The organism is Microbacterium sp. TWP3-1-2b2, from assembly GCF_049896145.1.
In the GTDB taxonomy this organism is placed as follows: domain Bacteria; phylum Actinomycetota; class Actinomycetes; order Actinomycetales; family Microbacteriaceae; genus Microbacterium.
In genome coordinates this window covers 1209757-1230416 of the sequence record NZ_JAFCTS010000001.1, presented here as the reverse complement: position 1 = coordinate 1230416, position 20660 = coordinate 1209757, and the positions used below count along the sequence as shown (strand labels likewise).

Sequence of the window (20660 nt, the reverse complement as noted above, 5' to 3'; positions counted from 1 at the left end):
CCTTTCGTCTTCGGTAGGTCAGTCGTCGGAGACGGTGATCGCGACGTCGATGTTGCCCCTCGTCGCGTTCGAATACGGGCAGACTTTATGCGCGGCATCCGCGAGTGCTTGGGCCTGCTCGTGGGGAAGATCGGGGATGACGACCTCGAGCTGGACGGCGAGGCCGAATCCGCCGTCGCCGTTCGAGCCGATCTTGACGCGGGCGCCGACCGATGAGTCGGCGATCTTCACCTTCTGCGCGCGCGCGACGCTCTGCAGAGCCGAGTGGAAGCATGCGGCATAGCCGGCGGCGAAGAGCTGCTCCGGGTTCGCCCCGTCACCGCTGCCGCCCATCTCCTGAGGGACGGCCAATTCGAGGTCGAGACGTCCTTCGCCGGTCGTGACGCGGCCGTTGCGGCCTGCACCGGTGGCGAGTGCTTCGGCAGTGTAGAGAGCGTCCATAGGTGATTCCTTTCGAGAGGTGGTCAGATGTCGCTGGGCGTGCTGACGCCTTGCAGCAGCACGGTCAGGGCGTGCAGCTCCTCGATGAGCCGCTGCCGCTGCGCTTCGTCGTGGACGCCGGCAAGACCGGCGATCTTCGCGTGCACTGGCGAGAGTTCGGTGCGGAGGGCATTGCCCTCGTCGGTGAGGCTGACAGTGACCACTCGTTCGTCGTCAGCACTGCGCTCCCTCGCCACGAGGCCCGCCTGTTCGAGTCTGCGCACCAGGGGGGAGACGGTGCCGGAATCAAGCTGCATCGCGGCACCGAGCGAGCGGATCGTCTGCTCGCCGTCGCACCAGAGGATGACGAGCACGAGGTACTGAGGGTAGGTCAGCTTCCACGGGGCGAGCAGGGTGCGGTACGCCTGAGTCGTCGCCCTGGTGGCGGAGTACAGGGAGAAGCACAGCATCTCGTCGGTCACGCTCATGAATTCAATTGTGTACAACTGAGTTGTGCGCAAGCTGAGTGTGGCGCCCTGACGGCGCCCGACGCGTGCTCGGAGCTGTCCCGACCAGTGATATCGTCGTTCGGTACGCCTCCGTAGCTCAGTGGATAGAGCGCCGGTTTCCGGTACCGTAGGTCGCAGGTTCGACTCCTGTCGGGGGCACCGTAGACGCGAGAAGGCCCGTCCTGTCGGACGGGCCTTCTCGCGTCATGAGCCGGTCAGGATCACGCTGCGGTCTTCACTGTTCGGGCGGAGTCTCGGCACCGCCGGCCTCCGTCACGGGAGCCGCCATGAGCTCTGCCAGTGCCGCGGCGACCTTCTCCGCGAGGTATCGGTGGCCTTCCGTGGACGGATGCCTGTTGCCGAGGTCGACATCGATCACCGCGAGGTAGTTCTGATCGGAGATCCAGTCGTCCTGCACCGGGGAGATGTACCACCAGCCCCTACCGCCGGCAAGAGCTGCGAGATCCTGATCGATGCGGGCGGTGGCTGCGGCGACGGGCAGCTCGTGCGGAGCCGGGCCCAGCACGACGATCGTGGCATCCGGATAGGTCGCGGCCAACGCGTCCCACGCCGCGGTGACGGCCTCGCGGTACCCCGCGGCGCCCGAGGCCCGATCGTTGATGGACCCCTGGATGATCACGAGGTCGGGATCGATCGCCGGATCCAGAGCGGCGATCCGTTCACCGAAGGCCGGACCATCGAGTCCCGGCTTCAGATAGCCGCTGCCACGCACGCCGTCCACCGTCGTCTCGGCGCCCATCAGCTCGCTCAGAACATAGGCGTATCCGAGCGTCGGATCGCTTGCTGCGGAGCCGTAGGTCCACGAGTCCCCGAAGACGAGGACATGCGGATGCTCCGGCAGGACGAGGGGTGCAGGAGCCACGGTGACGACCTTTTCAGAGGCGAGTACCGGCGACTCGATCGGTGCGGCGACCCATGGACGCCAGACGCCGAGGACCACAGCGACCGTGGCGGCTGTGAGCGCGACGAGCACCGCTGTCGCGCGGGCACCCCGCCGCATCCTCCCCGGAGCCATGGCAAGAGGGTAAGCGACGATGGCCCGAACGGAAAATTCCAGGGCGCGACGCGCCGTAGACTTGACAGGCTATGAACCCCGACACCCTTGCCGAAGCCCTCCTCGCAGTCGTCACGCCGATCGCTGCGACCCTGCGACCCGATGAGGCGCTCGGCCTCGAAGCGTCCGACATCGCACTGGAGCGTCCGCGCAACCGCGACCACGGGGATTGGGCATCCAACATCGCGATGCGACTCGCGAAGAAGCTCGGAACGAATCCGCGCGAACTCGCACAGCGCATCGCGGAGGAGATCGTCGCCGTCGACGGCGTCAGGAGCGCCGAGGTCGCCGGCCCCGGTTTCATCAACTTCCGACTCGATGCGGCCGCAGCGGGCGTCCTGGCCAAGACGATCGTCGACGCGGGCACCGCATACGGCACCAATGACTCTCAGGCGGGTGTCAGCGTCAATGTCGAGTTCGTGTCGGCGAACCCGACAGGTCCGCTCCACATCGCGCATACGCGCTGGGCTGCGCTCGGTGACTCGATCGTGCGTCTGCTGCTCGCCAGCGGCGCGAACGCGGTCCGCGAGTACTACATCAATGACGCAGGCGCGCAGATGCAGCGATTCGCCGGCTCGATCATCGCCGCGGCCAAGGGCGAGCCGACCCCAGAGGGCGGCTATCCGGGCCAGTATGTCCAGGCGCTCGCCGAGCGTGTCGTCGAGGCGCGCCCCGATCTGCTCGAACTGCCCGATGCCGAGCAGCTCCGAGTGGCGGAGGACCTCGCGTACGACTTCCAGCTCGCCGAGATCAAGCACTCCCTCGACCGCTTCAACGTGCCCTTCGACGTGTGGTTCTCGGAGCGCACGCTGCATGCGAAGGATGCCGCAGGCACCAGCCTGATCGATCAGGCCGTGGATCGCCTCCGTGAGCAGGGCCATGTCTTCGACGAGGACGGCGCCGTCTGGGTGCGCACCACTGACTTCGGCGATGACAAGGACCGCGTGATCCGTCGTTCGAACGGCGAGTACACGTATTTCGCCGCCGACGCCGCGTATTACCTGAGCAAGGGCGACCGCGGCTTCGAGAACAAGATCTACCTGTTGGGAGCCGACCACCACGGCTACGTGCACCGTCTCAAGGCGATCGCCGGCGCCGCAGGTCAGGACCCCGAGAAGAACGTCGAGGTGCTGATCGGCCAGATGGTGTCGATCAACGGGGCCCGGCTCTCCAAGCGCGCCGGGAACATCATCGAGATGGACGACCTTCTCGACTGGCTCGGCACCGATGCTCTGAGGTACTCGCTGGAGCGCTCGCCGGCAGACTCGCCGCTGGATCTCGATCCGGAACTGCTGCAGAAGCGCACCAACGACAACCCGGTCTTCTACGTGCAGTACGCGCACGCTCGCACTCACAATGTCGGTCGCAACGCCGCCGATTCGGGTGTTGACCGCTCCGAGTTCTCTCCGGAGACGCTGACTCATGAGACGGAATCCGCGCTCCTCGGTGCGCTGCAGGAGTTCCCACGGATCGTCGCCTTCGCCGCGCAGGTGCGTGAGCCGCACCGCGTCGCCCGCTACCTGGAGGAACTCGCGGGGCTTTATCACCGCTGGTACGACAACTGCCGCGTCACGCCGCTCGGCGACGACCCGATCGAGAGCGTGCACCGCACGCGTCTGTGGTTGAACGATGCCACCGGTCAGGTTCTGCGCAACGGGCTGGGGCTGCTCGGCGTCTCCGCTCCGGAACGCATGTGATGACGACCGAGAGGGTGCGCCGCGCACGCTGGCCGTGGGTGCTGCTCATCGTCGTGCTCGTCCTCGCGGTGCTGGTCGTCGCGGCCGAGCTCGTCGCGCGGACTGTCCTTCCAGGCATCGCGCGCGGAATCGTGATCGAGCAGCTCGACCTCCCTGCCGACCAGCAGCTCGACGTCGACGCGTCTGGCATCCTGCTGCCGCAGCTGATCGGCGGACGGCTCGACCAGTTGCATCTGTCGACCGATTCCGTCACGATCGGTGGCATCTCAGGCGCCGCCGATGTCACCGCCGAGGGCGTCCCGCTCAGCGGAGGGGATCTCTCCGACGCTCGGGGGACGGTGCGGGTCGACGCCGAGCAGTTCACGACGCTCGTCACGGCATCCGATCTGCCGATCGACTCGGTCGAGTTCGCCGAGCCCGACGTCACGGTTTCGGGCAGCCTCGCCGTGTTCGGCATCTCGCTGCCGATCGCGTTGACGGTCACGCCCGGCGCAGACGCGGGAGCGCTGCTGCTGACACCCGTCTCGCTGCAGGTCGCGGGTGCGACGCTGAACGCCCAGCAGGTCGCCGATCGCTTCGGCTCGATCGCAGAGCAGCTCACCGAGACGCAGCGCATCTGCATCGCCGATCAGCTGCCGGCGGGGCTCACCATGACCGATCTCATGGTCGACGATGACGAGGTCGTGGTCGACATCCAGGTCGACGGTGCGATCGTCACGGACGAGAAGCTTCAGGAGAACGGCGTGTGTCCTTAGCCTCCAGCTCGGCTGATGCGTCCTTCTCCGCCGCGCGCAGGGCAGCGGTCGCCGCCTGCACATCCTGCTGGGCGCGTCGCACCCGACGCTGAGCGAAAGTGCGTGCGCCTTCTGTCGCCGAAACGCGGTCGTGCTCCTCTTCAGCCCCGGTGACGATGTACGCGCACGCGATGAGTATCACCTGAGCGCTGAGGTTCAACCAGATCAGCAGAGCCAGCAGCGAAGCGAACGAGGCCAACAGGGGATTGGAGCTCGCACCTCCGACGAACAGGCTCGACAGCTCCTGCAGCACGAGAAGACCGACGCCGCCCAGCAGTGCTCCTGACCAGATCGTGCGGGCTCCGACGCGCTGTCCTGAGAGCAGCCGGAACACGCCGAAGATCAGAAGGGCGTCCAGCGCGAACACGACGAGAAGCGACACGACTCTGATTCCCCATTCGGCGGCGACGGAATCCGATGGCAGGCCGAGCAGATCCGTCACGAACCCGAGTCCGATGCGCGCCAGGAACGTGACGGCGGCCGCGGCGAGGAACGACGCCCCGATCGCGACCGCGAGAGCGAGGTTGCGAAGTATCACCCAGAGCCAGAACACGTCGTCGAGCACCGCGCCTGCGATGGTGCGCACGGCGATGCGAAGGGAGCCGATCGCGCCGAGAGCGGCGCCGACCAATGCGATCAGCGAGACGATGCCGGCGATCGAGAATCCTTCCAGCGCGTTGACGGATGAGGGGTCTTCGACGATCCCTCCTTCTCCCACGAGCCCAGGCACTGCGGAGTCGACGGCAGTGATGATGGCCGCCCACGCCTCCTCGTTACCTGCCAGCACGATCGCGCCGATCGAGAATCCGAGCAGAAGACCGGCGAACACGCTGAACAGGGCCCGATATGTGATGCTGTCTGCGAGCATCGGTCCTCGTCGCTCGGAGTAGAGAAGTACGGCGCGCACGATCCTCCGCGCCAGTGCCCATGCGATCACGGATCCGAGAAGTCCGGCGATGCCGCCCGACTTCTTCTCACTCACCGGGTCGCCGCTTCGTGCAGTATCCATGCCTTCACCGTAATGAATCGAGATCTGACTCCGCGAGGGGCTTGCGCGTACGGGCAGCCCGTGGTCGTTGCCTTAGAATCGGGGCAACCTCGCATGGCGTGATCTTGCCCGAGGATCCCTCCCGACGATTGGTGTGTGGTGCATTCTCCTGCTGTCTCGCTCGCCCCGGAGTGGCTTGTCGTGCCCGAAGACCCCAACGCTCTCGCCCCGACAGTCTGGCCGGCATCCGCCCACCGTGACGCCGGCGACGCCATCTCGATCGGAGGTGTGTCCGCGATCGAACTCGTCCGTACGCACGGCACTCCGCTTCTGGTCCTCGATGAGGCGGAGGTGCGCGCACGCGCTCGTGCGTTCACGGACTCCTTCACAGCGGCTGCGTCCGCGCACGGCACGACGGCGAAGGTCTATTACGCCGGCAAGGCGTTCCTCTCGACGGCGGTCGCACGCTGGGTGACCGAGGAGGGGCTCAACGTCGACGTCTGCAGCCGCGGTGAGCTCGAAGTGGCATTGGCGGCTGGCGTCGATCCATCGAGGATCGGGTTCCACGGCAACAACAAGTCCGTGAGCGAGATCGAGCGTGCGGTGCAGATCGGCATCGGAACGATCATCGTCGACAGCGCGGTGGAGATCGAGCGCATCGCCGCGGCGGCTGCGCGCGCTGGCGTCGTTCAGCGGGTGCTGGTCCGCGTCAACAGCGGCGTGCACGCCGAGACTCATGACTTCCTCGCGACGGCTCATGAGGACCAGAAGTTCGGCATGACGTTCGCGGATGCCGAGATCGCTGTCGCCCGCATCCGTGAAGCGCCGGGAATGGAATTCATCGGCCTGCATTGCCACATCGGCTCGCAGATCTTCGGTGTCGCCGGCTTCCGCGAGTCCGCGTCTCGAGTGCTCGAGTTGCATCAGAGGCTGCTCGCCGGAGGCGCCATCCCGCTGCTGAACCTCGGCGGCGGTTTCGGGATCGCCTACACGAGCGTGGACGACCCGACTCCGATCGAGCAGCTCGCCTCCGAGATCGTCGCCGCCGTCGCCGACGGCTGCGCGGAGCTCGGTATGTCGATCCCGCAACTCGCCTTCGAGCCGGGACGAGCGATCGTCGGCCCCGCAGGTGTCACCCTCTACGAGGTCGGCACGACCAAGGACGTACGACTCGATTCCGGCGCAAGCCGTCTGTACGTGAGCGTGGACGGCGGCATGAGCGACAACCCTCGTGCGGCGCTCTACGGAGCGCAGTACTCCGCGCGTCTCGCCTCTCGTGCGGGGACCGATGCTCCGGCGTTGGCCCGCGTGGTCGGCATGCACTGCGAGTCCGGCGACATCGTCGTCGACCATGAGTACCTCCCTGCCGACGTCGAACCGGGAGACCTGCTCGCCGTTCCGGCGACCGGTGCCTACTGCATCTCGCTGTCGAGCAACTACAACCATGTCCCGCGCCCGCCGGTCGTCGCCGTCTCGAACGGCCGTTCCCGCGTGATCGTGCGCGGCGAGAGCATCGACGATCTACTGGCACGGGATGCCGGCATCAGCACGAATGAAGGAGCACGATGACCCACCTCCAAGGGAGCAACGCGACCCACGTCCAGGGGAGCGATGCGACGCACCTCCAGGGGAGCAATGCGACGCAGTACCGGCGGCTGAGGGTCGCTCTGCTCGGAGCGGGAGCCGTGGGCTCGCAGGTGGCTCGGATACTGCTGCAGCATGGCGACGAACTGGGCGATCGCGCCGGTGCCTCCCTCGAGCTCGTCGGCATCGCAGTGCGGGATATCGATGCGAAACGCGATGTCGAGCTTCCGAAGGATCTTCTCACCACCGATGCGGAGAGCCTGATCGTCGGAAGCGACATCGTGATCGAGCTGATGGGCGGCATCGAGCCCGCCCGTGGCAATCTGCTGCTCGCCCTGAACTCCGGCGCCGATGTGGTCACGGCCAACAAGGCGCTTCTGGCGACTCACGGTCCTGAACTCTTCGAAGCCGCCGACCAGGTCGGAGCCTCGGTCTACTACGAGGCCGCAGCCGCCGGAGCCATTCCGATCATCCGTCCGCTGCGCGATTCGCTCGCGGGTGACCGCGTCGTGCGTCTGATGGGCATCGTCAACGGCACGACGAACTACATCCTCGACCGCATGGACAGTGAAGGCGCCGATTTCGACGAAGTCCTCGCCGACGCGCAGCGTCTCGGCTATGCCGAAGCCGACCCGACTGCCGACGTCGAGGGCTACGACGCCGCGCAGAAGGCGGCGATCCTGGCATCCCTCGCCTTCCACACCGCTGTGCCTCTGGATGCCGTTCATCGAGAGGGCATCACGCAGATCACCCCTTCGATGATCGAGGAGGCACGCGCGGCAGGGTTCGTCATCAAGCTGCTCGCGGTGTGCGAGCGCCTCGACGTCGACGGAGCGGAGTCGATCTCCGTGCGCGTCTATCCGGCGTTGGTCGCACGCACCCACCCGCTCGCCGCCGTGCACGGCGCGAACAACGCGGTCTTCGTCGAGGCGGAGGCCGCGGGTTCCCTGATGTTCTACGGCGCGGGTGCCGGCGGAGTCCAGACGGCATCGGCCGTGCTCGGCGACGTCGTGTCCGCCGCGCGTCGCCACATCGCCGGGGGTGTCGGAGTGGGGGAGTCGACCCGTGCCAATCTGCCCACCGTTCCGATCGGAAACGTCGTCACGCGCTACCAGATCACCCTCGAGGTCGACGATCAGCCCGGCGTACTCGCCGCGGTCGCCGGCATCCTGAGCGAGGGGGGCGTCTCAGTGGCGACGGTCGTGCAGACCGTCGAGGGTGAAGGCGAGGCCGACGCGACCGCGCGCCTCATCATCGGCACCCACAGAGCCACTGAGCGCGCGCTCAGCGACACCGTCGAACGACTCGCGGCGAGTGCCGTAGTGGAGCGTGTCGTGTCGGTGCTGCGCGTGGAAGGCGAGTGATGGTCGCCGAAGAGCGCACCGTCACAGTGCGGGTCCCTGCGACGAGCGCGAACCTCGGCCCGGGGTTCGACACCCTCGGGCTGGCACTCAGCGTCTACGACGAGTTGACCGTCTCCGCTCTCTCCGACGACCGCCTCGAGATCGAGGTGACCGGATCCGGTGCTGCCGAGATCTCCCGCGACGAGTCGAACCTCGTCGTCCGCTCGATCGAGCACGTCTACAAGGACGTCGGCCGTACGATGCCGGGGTTGCGGATCATCGCCCACAACGGCGTGCCGCACGGCCGCGGCCTCGGGTCGTCCGGCGCGGCGGTGACAGCCGGCGTCCTGGCGGCCAAGGGCCTGCTGGAGGGCGAGGTCGATTTCACCGACATCGACCTGCTGCGCCTCGCCACCGAGCTCGAAGGGCACCCGGACAACGTCGCCCCGGCGCTGTTCGGCGGCCTGACGATCGCGTGGACAGGGGAGCGCGGTCCACAGCACAAGAAGCTGCTCGTGCATCGTGGCGTCGCGCCGCTCGTGCTCGTCCCCGAACGCACGATGTCGACCGTTCTCGCACGATCGCTGCAGCCTCCGCAGGTGTCGCGTGAGGATGCGGTGTTCAACGTGTCCCGCTCCGCCCTGCTCATCGCCGCCCTCACGCAGAGCCCGGAACTTCTCCTCGACGCGACCGCCGACCGACTGCACCAGGACTACCGTGCCGAGGCGATGCCGGAGACGCACACGCTGGTGCAGACCCTCCGCAGAGCGGGGTTCGCCGCAGTCGTCTCCGGGGCAGGTCCGAGCGTTCTCGTTCTCGCCGACGGGCCAGGCAGTCGACTCGAGGCTGCCGAGCTCGCCGCATCCGTCACCGACACCCCGTGGGAGGCGCTCATGCTCGCCGTCGACGTGCGTGGTGGTACAGTAAGGGATCGAGCGGAGGGCTCCACGTAGTTTTCGTGAATCTGGCCCCCATCGCAATTCTGCGAGATCCGCACGCAACCGCCAGAACCTCTTTCCTGGTCCTGGCCGGCAGGTGCCGAGCATCTGCCCGTGCGATCGCGCGCAGCACCCGTTGTGCGCGAGACATGCTCATTTCCCACGACATATGAGGGAGTACTCGTGGAGAATTTCTCCGAGACCCAGACCGACCAGGCATCGTCCGCCACTGAGGCGTCCGTTGCCGTAGCAGAAGCTGCACCCGCAGCATCTGAGACCGCCGCGGCTGAGAAGACCGCTGCGCCAGCGCGCAAGCGCGCGCCGCGCCGGGCGAACACCGCGACCGCTGCCGCCAAGGCAGAGCAGGCCGAAGCAGCTGAGGCCGCCCCGGCTGCCCCGACAACTGAGACTGCCGCGGCCGCCGACGCGCCTGCTGAGCCCGCTGCGCCGAAGGCGAAGGCCCCGCGACGCAGCCGTGCGAAGAAGGCAGACGCCGACGCCGCACCGGCCGCAGACGCACCGGCCGCAGACGCACCCGCTTCAGCGCAGCCGACCGATCCCGGCTCTGACACCGCTCCGGCAGATGCCGCATCGACGGACGACACCGCGACCAAGGCTGCGCCGAAGACGACCGGCCGTGGCCGTCGTGGCGCCAAGAAGACCGAACCGGCAGCGGACGCCGCCGATGCATCGGGTGACAGCTCGGCCACGGACAAGCCTGCCGCTGACGCTGAAGAGCACACGCCTGCGGCCAAGGACACCGACGCCGCCCAGTCCGACAACAAGCAGTCCGACAACAAGCAGTCCGACAACAAGCAGACTGACAACAAGCAGTCGCAGAACAGGCAGTCGGCTGCGAAGTCCGACTCGGGCGACAACAACGGCGCCGATGCCAACGAGGGTGAAGAGGGGACCGGTCGCGGCCGCAACCGCAACCGCAGTCGCAACCGTGGCCGCAACGGTGGTCAGGACGCCCCGCAGCAGCAGAGCGGCCCGTCGTCCGATGACGAGAACGGCAACGGCCGCGGGCGCCAGCGCAACAAGCGTCGCGGCGGCACCACGTCCGACGAGTTCGAGACCGAGATCGGCGAGGATGACGTGCTCATCCCGATCGCCGGCATCCTCGATGTGCTCGACAACTATGCGTTCGTGCGCACGACGGGCTACCTCGCCGGCGCCAGCGACGTCTACGTCTCGCTCGGCCAGGTGAAGAAGTACAACCTGCGCAAGGGCGACGCGATCGTCGGTGCCATCAAGCAGCCTCGAGAGAACGAGCAGCAGGGACGCCAGAAGTACAACGCCCTGGTGAAGGTCGACTCCGTGAACGGGCTGTCGGTCGAAGACGCCGCGACGCGCGTCGAATTCGGCAAGCTCACGCCGCTCTACCCGCAGGAGCGCCTGCGTCTGGAGACCGCGCCCGAGAAGCTGACGCAGCGCATCATCGACCTGGTCGCGCCGATCGGCAAGGGCCAGCGCGGCCTCATCGTCGCTCCGCCCAAGGCAGGCAAGACGATCGTGCTGCAGCAGATCGCCAATGCGATCGCTCAGAACAACCCCGAGGTCCACCTCATGGTCGTCCTGGTCGACGAGCGTCCTGAAGAGGTCACCGACATGGAGCGCACGGTGAAGGGCGAGGTCATCGCCTCGACGTTCGACCGTCCGGCCGAAGACCACACGACCGTCGCAGAGCTCGCCATCGAGCGCGCGAAACGACTGGTCGAGCTGGGACGCGACGTCGTCGTCCTGCTCGACTCGATCACTCGCCTCGGTCGCGCCTACAACATCTCGGCCCCGGCATCCGGTCGCGTGCTCACCGGCGGGGTCGACGCTTCGGCGCTCTACCCGCCCAAGCGCTTCTTCGGCGCCGCGCGCAACATCGAGAACGGCGGATCGCTCACGATCCTCGCGACCGCCCTCGTCGAGACCGGATCCAAGATGGACGAGGTGATCTTCGAGGAGTTCAAGGGCACCGGCAACAGCGAGCTGCGCCTGTCCCGCCAGCTGGCCGACAAGCGCATCTTCCCGGCCGTCGACGTCAACGCGTCGAGCACACGTCGCGAGGAGATGCTCCTCTCGGCCGACGAGGTCAAGATCACCTGGAAGCTGCGCCGCGCACTTGCAGGTCTCGACCAGCAGCAGGCCCTCGAGGTCGTCCTGGGCAAGCTGAAGGAGACGAACTCGAACGTCGAGTTCCTCGTGCAGATGCAGAAGTCGATGCCGGCGCCTGCAGCCGGCGGGCACAGCCACGGCCACGAGAACAACATCCGCTGATCCGACACTGATCGGAGCATAGGCGTGTTCGAATCCGTCCAGGCCCTCATCGACGAACACCGTCGGGTGCAGGAGGAACTCTCCGACCCGGCGGTGCACGCCGATGCTGCGCGAGCGAAGCGCGTCAACCGGCGCTACGCCGAACTCAGCCGGATCGTCTCCGCTCATGACGCATGGCGGGAGGCATCCGACGACCTCGACGCCGCGCGTGAGCTGGCCAAGGAGGACGAGGCATTCGCCGAGGAGGTGCCAGGCCTGGAAGAGGGACTGGCACAGGCTCAGGAGCGACTGCGCCGTCTGCTGATCCCTCGTGACCCCGACGATGCCCGCGACGTGATCATGGAGATCAAGGCGGGGGAGGGCGGTGCCGAATCGGCACTGTTCGCCGCCGACCTGTTGCGGATGTACATCCAGTACGCCGCGCACAAAGGGTGGAAGACCGAACTGCTCGATCGCAACGAATCCGATCTCGGCGGTTACAAGGACGTCCAGATCGCGATCAAGGGCTCGTCATCTGATCCGGCGCAAGGGGTGTGGGCCCACCTGAAGTACGAGGGCGGCGTGCACCGCGTGCAACGGGTGCCGGCGACCGAGTCGCAGGGGCGCATCCACACCTCCACCACTGGTGTACTGGTCTTCCCCGAGGTGGATGAGCCGGATGAGGTCGAAATCAGTCAGAACGATCTCAAGATCGACGTCTACCGCTCTTCCGGCCCTGGTGGGCAGTCGGTCAACACCACGGATTCCGCCGTGCGCATCACGCACCTTCCCACCGGCATCGTCGTGTCGATGCAGAACGAGAAATCCCAGCTGCAGAACCGTGAAGCCGGCATGCGCGTGCTGCGTGCGCGCATCCTCGCCAAGCGGCAGGAGGAACTGGATGCCGCGGCATCCGATGCGCGCAAGTCGCAGATCCGCGGCATGGACCGTTCTGAGCGGATCCGCACGTACAACTTCCCCGAGAACCGCATCGCCGACCACCGAACAGGGTTCAAGGCGTACAACCTTGATCAGGTGATGGACGGCGCACTGGATCCGATCATCGAGAGCGCTATCTCGGCAGACGAAGAGGCCCGGCTCGCCGCAGTCGGCCAGGACTCCTGATCGCGCGTCCCCGGGGCTAGGATCGGGGCGTGATCACCCTCCTGTTCCGCACGCTCATCTACCTCTTCTCCGCGGGGGTCGGGCTCATCGTCGCCGATGTCGTGCTGCCGGGTTTCCGCATCCAGTGGGACGAGTGGTGGGGTTTCGTCATGTGCATCGTCATCTTCGCGATCCTGCAGAGCGTCCTGAGCCCATGGATAGCGAAGCTCGCAGACCGCTACGCACCCGTGCTGATGGGCGGGATCGGCATATTCTCGACGCTCGTGGCACTGATCGTCGTGGTGCTGCTGCCGATCGGCGGACTGCACATCACCGACCTCACCGGCTGGTTGCTCGGCTCAGTGATCGTCTGGTTGATCTCGGCTCTCGGAACCGTTCTGCTGCCGTTGATCTTCCTCAAACGTCAAGTCCAGGCGCGCCGGACGCGCTGATCCGCCGACCTGTTCAGATCGAGTAGTCGGACACCACGCGCAGGTCTGAGAAATCATCGCGGCCGGCGCGTCGACGTGCCTTGGCCGGAACCCCGACGAGGATGCTGTCGCTCGGCGCGTCCTTTGTGACGACGGCATTGGCTCCGACGACGGTGTTGGCGCCGACCGTGATCGGGCCGAGGATCTTCGCGCCGGCTCCGACGACGACACCGTTCGCGAGCGTCGGGTGTCGTTTGCCAGTCGCATCGCGTGTGCGTCCGCCGAGCGTGACGCCGTGGTAGAGCATCACGTCATCGCCGAGCTCGGCCGTCTCTCCGATCACGACCCCCATGCCATGGTCTATGAAGAAGCGTCGCCCTATCTTCGCCCCTGGGTGGATCTCGACGCCGGTGAGCCATCGAGAGATCTGCGAGCCGGCACGCGCGACCAGACGGATGTCACGTCGCCAGAGTCGATGCCAGACCCGATGCCACCAGATCGCGTGCAGCCCGGGGTACAGCAGCACCAGTTCAAAGCCGCTCCGTGCGGCAGGGTCGCGAAGACGTGCGGCGGCGACGTCCTCGCGCATTCGCCCGATCATGCCCATTTACGCGTCAGCTCTCGCGCAGATCCTCGAAAAGCGCAGTCGAGATGTAACGCTCCCCGGTGTCAGGCATGACCACGACGATCGTCTTGCCGGAGTTCTCGGGACGCGCGGCGACCTGCAGAGCCGCGGCGAGGGCGGCCCCGGAAGACATGCCGACCAGCAGACCCTCCTTGGCGGCGAGGTCTCGTGCCAGGCGCAGCGATTCGTCGAACTCGACGGCAATGACCTCGTCGAGCACATCACGATCGAGCACGCCTGGTACGAAGTTCGGGCCGATGCCCTGGATCTTGTGCGGACCGGGATGTCCCTCGGTGAGGACAGGGGAGTCCTTCGGCTCGACGGCGATCACCTGCACGTCGGGCTTCGCGGCCTTCAGCGCCTGGCCGGTCCCGGTGACGGTACCGCCCGTGCCGACGCCGGCGATGAAGATGTCGATGTCGCCGTCGGTGTCGCGGAGGATCTCCTGCGCGGTAGTCTCACGGTGGATCTGCGGGTTCGCCGCATTCTCGAACTGCTTGATCCAGACTGCACCAGGGGTGTCCGCGACGATCTTCTTGGTCTCCTCGATCGCGCCGCTCATGCCCTTGGTCGGGTCGGTCAGCACGATCTCGGCGCCAAACGCCTTGAGCAGCACACGGCGCTCCTTCGACATGGATGCCGGCATCGTCAGGATGACCTTGTAACCGCGTGCGGCGCCGACCATCGCGAGGGCGATCCCGGTGTTGCCACTGGTCGACTCCACGATCGTGCCTCCGGGCTTGAGCTCACCGGATGCCTCGGCCGCGTTGATCATCGCGATGCCGATGCGGTCCTTCACGCTGGATGCCGGGTTGTAGTACTCCAGCTTCGCCAGAACTGTGGCCCCCACGCCCTCGGTGACGCGGTTCAGTCGAACCAGCGGCGTGTTGCCGAAAGCGGTGGTGATGTCGGAATGGATGCCTGACATGTTCTGGCCTTTCGTTCGTGGAACGGTGCACCGCAAGCCTATTCGAGTCGATGCAGCGTCGGCACATTGTGTCGAGGCGGGACGCGGACCGCGCCGTAGGCTGAGAGGATGGCCGAAACGACCCTCGCAGCAATCGTCCGCGCCGCAGCCGAGCGTCTCGCCGCGGCCGGCGTACCTGATCCACTGGTGGATGCGGAGTTGCTCGCAGCGCACGTGCGCGGTCTGCGCAGAGGAGAGATCCAGGCAGCGGTCGTGCGCGGTGACACGATCACAGAGCGCGACCTCGCCGACTTCGACGTGCTCGTCGCACGCCGCGCGGAGCGCGAGCCGCTGCAGCACCTCACCGGAGTCGCACCGTTCCGGCACCTCGAATTGGCGGTCGGCCCCGGCGTCTTCGTTCCACGACCGGAGACGGAGACCGTGGCTCAGTTCGCGATCGATGCGCTGTCGAATGCTCCCGACCCGGAGCCGATCGGCGTGGATCTGTGCACAGGCAGCGGTGCGATCGCGCTGGCGATGGCCACCGAGGTGCCGCATGCACGGATCTTCGCCGTCGAGCTCTCGCCGGACGCGCACACGTGGGCGGCCCGCAACACCGCTGATGCGGACAACCTCACTCTCGTGCAGGGCGATCTCTCCGATTCCCTCGAAGAGCTCGACGGCACGGCATCCGTCGTGATCTCCAATCCACCGTATGTCCCGGATGACGCGATCCCGAGAGACCCGGAAGTGCGCCTGTTCGACCCGGCGATGGCGCTGTACGGCGGATCTGACGGTCTCGACATCGTGCGTGTGCTGAGCCGCAGGGCGCTGGCGCTGCTCCGTCCAGGGGGACTGCTCGTGCTCGAGCACGGCGAACTGCAGGGAGAGGCCATCCGCACTCTTCTCAGTGCGGACGGGTGGCGGGCGCCGAGAACTCATCCCGATCTGACGCACCGTGACAGGGCGACGACGGCTCTGCGCCCCTGACCACCCGCAGGCTGCTGTGCGCGCGTGCACCTAGAATGGTGGGGTCATGTCCTCTGTCTTCGATTGCCGCGATGAGGCACAGCTGCTCGCCGGAATGCGCCACGCTCGTCAGGCGATCGCCCGAGGCGAGCTCATCGTCATGCCCACCGACACGGTCTACGGCATCGCCGCAGACGCGTTCACCCCATCCGCCGTGCAGCGGCTGCTGGAAGCCAAAGGTCGCGGGCGTGACCAGCCGCCACCCGTGCTCGTCGCGGGTCAGGCGGCTCTCGCAGCGCTCGTGGAGGAGATCCCGGAGCCCGTCCAGAAGCTCGTCGACGAGTTCTGGCCCGGCGGGCTGACCATCGTGCTGCCCGCCCAGCCGTCGCTCGCCTGGGATCTCGGCGACACGCTCGGGACCGTCGCAGTACGGATGCCGGATCAGCGTGTGGCGCTCGAACTTCTCGAGGAGACCGGACCTCTCGCGGTTTCGAGCGCGAACCTCACAGGCCGGCCGGCCGCGATCTCGGCGGAGGACGCGGAGCGGATGCTGGGAGACAGCGTCGCGGTGTACCTGGACGCCGGTATGAGCGAGACAGGCGTCGCATCCACGATCATCGACGCCACGTCCCTCGTCCGTCGCGGCGACGACGCGGGGGAGCCGAGGATCCGGCTGCTGCGCGAGGGCGCAGTGACGATGCGGCAGCTGCGCGGCGTCATCGGCGAACTGCTCGATGCCCCGGACGGCGCGGCGTGAAGCAGTATCTCTTCACGATCATCCTCACGGCGACCGTCACGCTGGTCATGTCGTGGGTGGTCTGGCAGCTGAGCCTGCGGTTCAAGCTCTACCCCGGGATCAGAGAACGCGACGTCCACACGACACCGACGCCGCGGCTCGGGGGAGTCGCGATATTCCTCGGCATAGCCGCCGCCATCGGCGTCTCGGCGGCCAATCCCTTCTTCAGCATCATGTGGGTGCCGCCGCAGACCATGTGGGCGGTGCTGGGTGCTGCATTGCTCATCGCCGTCATCGGGGTGATGGATGACCTGTGGGACCTCGACTGGTTCATCAAGCTCGGTGTGCAGTTCCTCGCCGCAGGCATCATCACTGTCGTGGGTGGACTGCAGATCCTCTCACTCCCGCTCGGCGAGATGGTCATCGTATCCAGCTGGCTGAGCATCGCCGTGACGATGTTCGCGATCGTCGTGGTCATGAACGCCGTCAACTTCATCGACGGTCTCGACGGCCTCGTCGCGGGCGTCTGCCTCATCGCCAACGGCGTGTTCTTCGCGTACTCCTACATCCTCGCTCGCGACACCGGCACGAGCAGCTACTTCAACCTCGCGTCCTTCCTGGCCGCCGTCGTGATCGGTGCGTGCATCGGATTCCTGCCGCTGAACTGGAGTCCGGCGAAATTGTTCATGGGCGATTCGGGCGCCCTGGTGCTCGGCCTGCTGATGGCGACTTCCGCGATCGCGCTCACCGGACAGATGTCCTCGAGCGCGTTGGATCCGGAGGAGTTCGGGCGTTCGCAGCTGCTCGGAGCGTTCATCCCGATCCTTCTCCCACTCGTGGTGGTCATGCTCCCGCTGCTCGACTTCGGCCTTGCCGTGTTCCGTCGCATGAGGGCAGGGAAGTCGCCGTTCTCGCCGGATCGGAAGCACCTGCATCACCGGATGCTCGACCTCGGGCATCGCGACCGCGACGCGGTGCTGATCTTCTACGCGTGGACCGCTGTGATCTCGCTGGCCGTCCTCCTCATGTACATCGGCTCACGGGAGGACTGGCCTGGCCAGTATCTGCCGGGAGTCGCGTTCGGCGTGATCGGCATCGCCGCCTGCCTCGTCGTCACCCTGCTGCCCACCTCGCGCGCTCAGAAAGCGCCCACCGAGCCTCACGAACCCGAGCCTCACAACCCCGTGCCGACACCTTCCCCGGAGACCCGATGAGCGACACACCGCAACGTCAGACGCCCGCAATCACCTCGATGCTGCGGCAGGTGCTCATCTGGACGGGCATCGCAGCCATCGCGCTCGTCGTGCTCGGCGGGGGCATCGGATTCCTCGTCGCCGGCGCCGACGGGTTGTGGAGCGGACTGGCCGGCGTCGCTCTCGCCATCGTGTTCCTCGCCCTGACGCCTCTGAGCGTCCTCATCGCGAACCGCTGGTACGGCCGGGAGATGTTCGCGACCGTGTTCTTCGCGATCGTGATGGGCAGCTGGCTTCTCAAGCTCGTCGTGTTCGTCATCGCGATCGTGATCCTGCGCGGGCAGGACTGGGTCGTCCCGTTGATCATCTTCCTCTCGCTCGTCGCGGGGATCGTGGTGAGCCTGGTGATCGATGCCGTGGTCTTCACGAGGATGCGCATGCCGTACGTCTCCGAGGTCTCTCTGCCGGAAACCAACCCGGAGGATCGCGAGGATTCGTGACGCTGGGAAAATATTGATAGTCTGAATCCGGGTTCGCTGGGCGAGCTTTCGCGTCGTGCGAGATGCTCCGACTCAGCTAGAACTCCCCACCCAATCGTCGCGTCGATCTCGGTCGATGCCCCGAAGCTGGAGCAACGTTGACTCACGCCGCGAGCCTCCTCGTCCGTCTCGCAACGGATGAATTCCATCCACCGTCGATCGCAGAGTTCTTCCCGGAGATCCTCTTCAGCATCGGCCCGCTCTCGGTGCACCGCATCCACCTTGTGCAGTTCCTCGCGACTCTCGCCGTCGTCCTCATCCTCTGGCTGGGCACTCGCAAGCTCAAGCTGGTCCCCGGCCGTGGTCAGGGCGTCATCGAGATGCTCTTCGACATCGTTCGCGTGAACGTCGCCCACGACATGATGGGCAAGAAGGACGGCGATCGCTTCCTGCCGCTGCTGACGACGATCTTCTTCATGGTGTTGTTCTTCAACATCACCGGCGTCATACCGTTCCTGAACATCGCAGGGACGAGCATCATCGCCGTGCCTCTGATGCTCGCGGTCATCTCGTACGTCACATTCATCTACGCAGGGTTGCGCAAGAGTCCTTGGGGCTTCATCCGCAACTCGCTCTTCCCGCCAGGGGTTCCGCCGGCCCTGTACATCATCGTCGCGCCGCTGGAGTTCATCTCGACCTTCATCGTCCGACCGGTCACACTCACGCTGCGACTGCTGATGAACATGATGGTCGGCCACCTCATGCTGGTGCTGTTCTTCGCAGCGACCCAGTTCTTCATCTTCTCGATGGGCGGCTTCTGGACGATTCTCGGAGCGGGCACACTCGCCTTCGGCTTCGCGTTCACAGCCTTCGAGATCCTGGTGGCCTTCCTCCAGGCGTACGTCTTCACCATCCTCACCGCGGTCTACATCCAGCTCGCAGTCGCGGACGAACACTAATCGGGGCGCGCCAGCTCCCCTCAATGAAAGGAAACACCTGTGGATCCCAACTCGGTTCTTGCAGCCATCAACATCGACATCACCGGCTCGATCGCCAACGTCGGCTACGGCCTGGCAGCCATCGGCCCGGCCATCGGTGTGGGCATCGTCGTCGGCAAGACGATCGAGGGCATCGCTCGCCAGCCTGAGCTGTCCGGCAAGCTTCAGGGCACCATGTGGATCGGTATCGCCTTCACCGAGGCGCTTGCGTTCGTCGGTATCGGCGTCGCGTTCCTCTTCGGCTACTGATCCTCTCACCCACACGTAAGGAGACAGGATGCTGAACGCTCTTGTCACGCTCGCAGCCGAGGAGGCGGAGCACAATCCGCTTCTGCCGGCGATGTACGACATCGTCTGGTCAGCGGTCTGCTTCGTCATCATCCTGATCGTGGCCTGGAAGGTCGCTCTCCCGAACGTGGCGAAGATGCTCGACGAGCGCTCCGCCGCCATCGAGGGCAACATCGCCAAGGCCGACGAAGCGCAGAAGCAGGCCGAGGCGGCTCTTGAGGAGTACACGCGTCAGCTCGCTGAAGCGCGCACCGAGGCAGGTGAGATCCGTGAGGCCGCCCGTGAGGACGGCAAGAAGATCGTCGCCGAGGCGAAGGAGAACGCGACCGTCGAGGCCGCGCGCGTCACCGCCGCAGCTCAGGCGCAGATCGAGGCAGAACGTCAGACGACGCTCGTCGCTCTTCGCTCAGAGGTCGGAACGCTCGCGATCGACCTCGCCGGCGGGGTCGTGGGCGAGACGCTCTCGGATGACTCCCGTGCGACTGCGGTCGTCGACCGATTCCTTGCCGACCTCGAGGCGTCAGAAAAGGCGGCCAAGTAATGGGCAGCGCGACCACTCAGGCACTCGCGGCTTCGACGGCGGCCCTCGCTCAGGCGAAGGACGTCACCCTCGACACTGCTGGTGAGCTTTTCACCGTGGCGCGTCTGGTGGGCGAATCCGGTCAGCTGAGCGGCGCGCTGGCTGACGCTGCTGCGCCTGCGGGCCTGCGTGAGCAGGTCGTCGCGACGGTCTTCGCCGGCGTTTCGAACACCACGCGTCAGGTGCTCGCGGCCGCTGTCGGAGAGAGGTGGTCCAACGAGGACGGCCTCATCTCGGGGATCGAGGAACTCGCGATCCGCGCCGCAGCCATTGCTGAACCTGCGGAAGACATCGAAGGGGAGCTGTTCTCGTTCCTCCGGGTCATCGCTGCGAATCCGGAGCTCGAGCTCGCGCTCGGAACCCGGCTGGGCGATGACACGGCAAAGGGGACTCTCGTCGAGAAGCTGATCGGTGGCATGGCGAGTGCGCCCACCACTCTGATCGTCTCATCGCTCGTCCGTCAGCCCCGTGGACGTCGCGTGCGCCAGCTGCTGAACCGAGCGATGAAGATCGTCTCGGCGCAGGGCGATCGCATCGTCGCCACAGTGCACACTGCGACGGCGCTGTCCGCTGCTCAGCGCACCCGCCTCGGCGATGCGCTGGCCGCGCGTTATGACGGCCAGGTATCGATCAATGAAGTGATCGACCCCACCGTCGTGGGCGGACTGCGTGTGCAGATCGCCGATGACATCATCGACGGCAGCATCTCCGCGCGGCTCGCCGATCTTCGACAGAAGCTCGCGGGCTAATAC

General features: G+C 66.3%; 22 protein-coding genes and 1 tRNA gene. 17 read left to right on the top strand and 6 right to left on the bottom strand.

Going from position 1 to position 20660, the window contains the following annotated elements:
- Window positions 1–18: 18 nt before the first annotated feature.
- Window positions 19–441 carry an organic hydroperoxide resistance protein gene (locus ACP7AR_RS06190; RefSeq protein ID WP_426183806.1) on the bottom strand — a complete coding sequence of 141 codons (423 nt, stop codon included), beginning with the start codon at window positions 439–441 and terminating at the stop codon, window positions 19–21.
- A 23-nt stretch (window positions 442–464) separates the two neighbouring features.
- Window positions 465–908: a MarR family winged helix-turn-helix transcriptional regulator gene (locus ACP7AR_RS06185; RefSeq protein WP_426183804.1), complete on the bottom strand. Its 444-nt coding sequence runs from the start codon at window positions 906–908 to the stop codon at window positions 465–467.
- A gap of 107 nt (window positions 909–1015) precedes the next feature.
- Here ACP7AR_RS06185 and ACP7AR_RS06180 point away from each other — a divergent pair.
- Window positions 1016–1088: transfer RNA gene (locus ACP7AR_RS06180), tRNA-Arg, on the top strand.
- 76 nt (window positions 1089–1164) lie between these two features.
- Here the strand turns inward: ACP7AR_RS06180 and ACP7AR_RS06175 are convergent.
- A complete protein-coding gene (locus ACP7AR_RS06175) occupies window positions 1165–1965 on the bottom strand; it encodes an SGNH/GDSL hydrolase family protein (protein ID WP_426183802.1) in 801 nt (266 codons plus the stop codon).
- Window positions 1966–2036: 71 nt separating this feature from the next.
- Here ACP7AR_RS06175 and argS point away from each other — a divergent pair, with 71 nt between their 5' ends.
- Window positions 2037–3701: an arginine--tRNA ligase gene (gene argS, locus ACP7AR_RS06170; RefSeq protein ID WP_426183800.1), complete on the top strand. Its 1665-nt coding sequence runs from the start codon at window positions 2037–2039 to the stop codon at window positions 3699–3701.
- Entirely contained in the window at window positions 3701–4456 is a 756-nt protein-coding gene (locus tag ACP7AR_RS06165) for an LmeA family phospholipid-binding protein (protein WP_426183798.1), read from the top strand. The genes argS and ACP7AR_RS06165 overlap by 1 nt, the downstream gene beginning before the upstream one ends.
- Here the strand turns inward: ACP7AR_RS06165 and ACP7AR_RS06160 are convergent.
- The gene (locus ACP7AR_RS06160; protein ID WP_426183796.1) at window positions 4416–5504 is read right to left on the bottom strand and encodes a YihY/virulence factor BrkB family protein; all 1089 of its coding nucleotides are present in this window, start codon (window positions 5502–5504) and stop codon (window positions 4416–4418) included. The genes ACP7AR_RS06165 and ACP7AR_RS06160 overlap by 41 nt on opposite strands.
- Before the next feature lie 135 nt (window positions 5505–5639).
- Here ACP7AR_RS06160 and lysA point away from each other — a divergent pair, with 135 nt between their 5' ends.
- From lysA to ACP7AR_RS06130, 6 genes are all read left to right on the top strand, one after another.
- Window positions 5640–7052, top strand: a complete 1413-nt coding sequence (gene lysA, locus ACP7AR_RS06155) for a diaminopimelate decarboxylase (protein WP_426183794.1) — start codon at window positions 5640–5642, stop codon at window positions 7050–7052.
- Window positions 7049–8431: a homoserine dehydrogenase gene (locus tag ACP7AR_RS06150; protein ID WP_426183792.1), complete on the top strand. Its 1383-nt coding sequence runs from the start codon at window positions 7049–7051 to the stop codon at window positions 8429–8431. Before lysA ends, ACP7AR_RS06150 begins: the two co-directional genes overlap by 4 nt.
- Window positions 8431–9363 carry a homoserine kinase gene (thrB, locus tag ACP7AR_RS06145; protein ID WP_426183790.1) on the top strand — a complete coding sequence of 311 codons (933 nt, stop codon included), beginning with the start codon at window positions 8431–8433 and terminating at the stop codon, window positions 9361–9363. The genes ACP7AR_RS06150 and thrB overlap by 1 nt, the downstream gene beginning before the upstream one ends.
- A gap of 168 nt (window positions 9364–9531) precedes the next feature.
- Window positions 9532–11619 carry a transcription termination factor Rho gene (gene rho, locus ACP7AR_RS06140; protein ID WP_426183788.1) on the top strand — a complete coding sequence of 696 codons (2088 nt, stop codon included), beginning with the start codon at window positions 9532–9534 and terminating at the stop codon, window positions 11617–11619.
- Window positions 11620–11643: 24 nt separating this feature from the next.
- Window positions 11644–12723 (top strand): peptide chain release factor 1, encoded by a 1080-nt coding sequence (gene prfA, locus ACP7AR_RS06135; RefSeq protein WP_426183786.1) that lies wholly within the window; start codon window positions 11644–11646, stop codon window positions 12721–12723.
- Between the two features lie 29 nt (window positions 12724–12752).
- Window positions 12753–13154: a hypothetical protein gene (locus ACP7AR_RS06130; protein ID WP_426183784.1), complete on the top strand. Its 402-nt coding sequence runs from the start codon at window positions 12753–12755 to the stop codon at window positions 13152–13154.
- 13 nt (window positions 13155–13167) lie between these two features.
- Here ACP7AR_RS06130 and epsC read toward each other — a convergent pair whose 3' ends face one another.
- Both epsC and cysK read right to left on the bottom strand, forming a co-directional pair.
- Window positions 13168–13740 (bottom strand): serine O-acetyltransferase EpsC, encoded by a 573-nt coding sequence (epsC, locus tag ACP7AR_RS06125; RefSeq protein WP_426183782.1) that lies wholly within the window; start codon window positions 13738–13740, stop codon window positions 13168–13170.
- Between the two features lie 7 nt (window positions 13741–13747).
- The gene (gene cysK / locus ACP7AR_RS06120) at window positions 13748–14686 is read right to left on the bottom strand and encodes a cysteine synthase A (RefSeq protein WP_426183780.1); all 939 of its coding nucleotides are present in this window, start codon (window positions 14684–14686) and stop codon (window positions 13748–13750) included.
- A gap of 108 nt (window positions 14687–14794) precedes the next feature.
- On the opposite strand from cysK, the gene prmC reads away from it, so the two are divergent.
- The 8 genes from prmC to ACP7AR_RS06080 all read left to right on the top strand — a co-directional run bounded on the left by prmC (window position 14795) and on the right by ACP7AR_RS06080 (window position 20657).
- On the top strand, window positions 14795–15655 hold the full coding sequence (gene prmC, locus ACP7AR_RS06115) for a peptide chain release factor N(5)-glutamine methyltransferase (RefSeq protein ID WP_426183778.1): 861 nt from the start codon (window positions 14795–14797) through the stop codon (window positions 15653–15655).
- A 46-nt stretch (window positions 15656–15701) separates the two neighbouring features.
- Complete coding sequence (locus ACP7AR_RS06110) at window positions 15702–16391, top strand: L-threonylcarbamoyladenylate synthase (RefSeq protein WP_426183776.1); 690 nt, start codon at window positions 15702–15704, stop codon at window positions 16389–16391.
- Window positions 16388–17584 carry an MraY family glycosyltransferase gene (locus tag ACP7AR_RS06105; protein WP_426183774.1) on the top strand — a complete coding sequence of 399 codons (1197 nt, stop codon included), beginning with the start codon at window positions 16388–16390 and terminating at the stop codon, window positions 17582–17584. The genes ACP7AR_RS06110 and ACP7AR_RS06105 overlap by 4 nt, the downstream gene beginning before the upstream one ends.
- Complete coding sequence (locus ACP7AR_RS06100) at window positions 17581–18063, top strand: hypothetical protein (RefSeq protein ID WP_426183772.1); 483 nt, start codon at window positions 17581–17583, stop codon at window positions 18061–18063. The genes ACP7AR_RS06105 and ACP7AR_RS06100 overlap by 4 nt, the downstream gene beginning before the upstream one ends.
- A 137-nt stretch (window positions 18064–18200) precedes the next feature.
- A complete protein-coding gene (atpB, locus tag ACP7AR_RS06095) occupies window positions 18201–19001 on the top strand; it encodes a F0F1 ATP synthase subunit A (protein ID WP_426183770.1) in 801 nt (266 codons plus the stop codon).
- A 39-nt stretch (window positions 19002–19040) separates the two neighbouring features.
- On the top strand, window positions 19041–19289 hold the full coding sequence (gene atpE / locus ACP7AR_RS06090) for a F0F1 ATP synthase subunit C (RefSeq protein ID WP_033104658.1): 249 nt from the start codon (window positions 19041–19043) through the stop codon (window positions 19287–19289).
- A 28-nt stretch (window positions 19290–19317) separates the two neighbouring features.
- Complete coding sequence (locus tag ACP7AR_RS06085; protein ID WP_426183768.1) at window positions 19318–19869, top strand: F0F1 ATP synthase subunit B; 552 nt, start codon at window positions 19318–19320, stop codon at window positions 19867–19869.
- Window positions 19869–20657 carry a F0F1 ATP synthase subunit delta gene (locus tag ACP7AR_RS06080; RefSeq protein WP_426183766.1) on the top strand — a complete coding sequence of 263 codons (789 nt, stop codon included), beginning with the start codon at window positions 19869–19871 and terminating at the stop codon, window positions 20655–20657. The genes ACP7AR_RS06085 and ACP7AR_RS06080 overlap by 1 nt, the downstream gene beginning before the upstream one ends.
- Window positions 20658–20660 lie beyond the last annotated feature (3 nt).